The organism is Citrobacter sp. VF227 (genome assembly GCF_052950715.1).
This window is the reverse complement of the sequence record NZ_JBRFVF010000104.1, coordinates 1-698: the sequence shown is the minus strand read 5'-3', so window position 1 is coordinate 698 and position 698 is coordinate 1. Positions and strand designations below refer to the sequence as shown.

General features: G+C 62.9%; 1 pseudogene. It reads right to left on the bottom strand.

The window, feature by feature from the left end:
- Nucleotides 1-689: pseudogene (locus ACU8YC_RS25290) on the bottom strand (FAD-dependent oxidoreductase); the annotation flags it as partial.
- Nucleotides 690-698: the final 9 nt, after the last annotated feature.

Genomic DNA, 698 nt, shown 5'->3' with positions numbered 1-698 from the left:
ACGTCGGCGTTGAACTGCAGGTCCACGCCCTTCTTGATCATCTCGTCCTTCAGATGGTCGCGCAGCGAGCCATCGAAACCACGCAGGAACAGCTCGCCACGGTAGAGCAGCTTGGTGTCGGCGCCGCAGCCATGGAAGATCGAGGCGAACTCCACCGCGATATAACCGCCGCCAATCACTAGGACCCGCCGCGGCAAGGCGTCCAGATAGAAGGCTTCGTTGGAGGTGATGGCGTGCTCGCGGCCCGGGATTTCCGGCACGTGCGGCCAGCCGCCGGTAGCGATCAGGATATGTTCGGCGCTGTAGCGCTTGCCTTCGACTTCGACGGTATGTGCATCGACCAGTTGCGCATGCGCCTGCAGCAGGGTCACGCCGCTGTCCACCAGGATGCTGCGATAGATGCCGTTCAGGCGCTGAATCTCGCGATCCTTGTTGGCGATCAGGGTCTTCCAGTCGAAGGTCGCGCCGTCGATGGTCCAGCCGTAGCCCTGCGCCTAGCCGATGTCCTCAGCGTAGTGCGCACCGTAGACCAGCAGCTTCTTCGGCACACAGCCGACGTTGACGCAGGTGCCGCCCAGATAGCGGCTCTCGGCGACGGCCACTTTCGCGCCAAAGCCTGCAGCGAAGCGCGCCGCACGTACGCCACCGGAACCCGCACCGATGACGAATAGATCGAAGTCGTAAGCCATGTAGAGTTG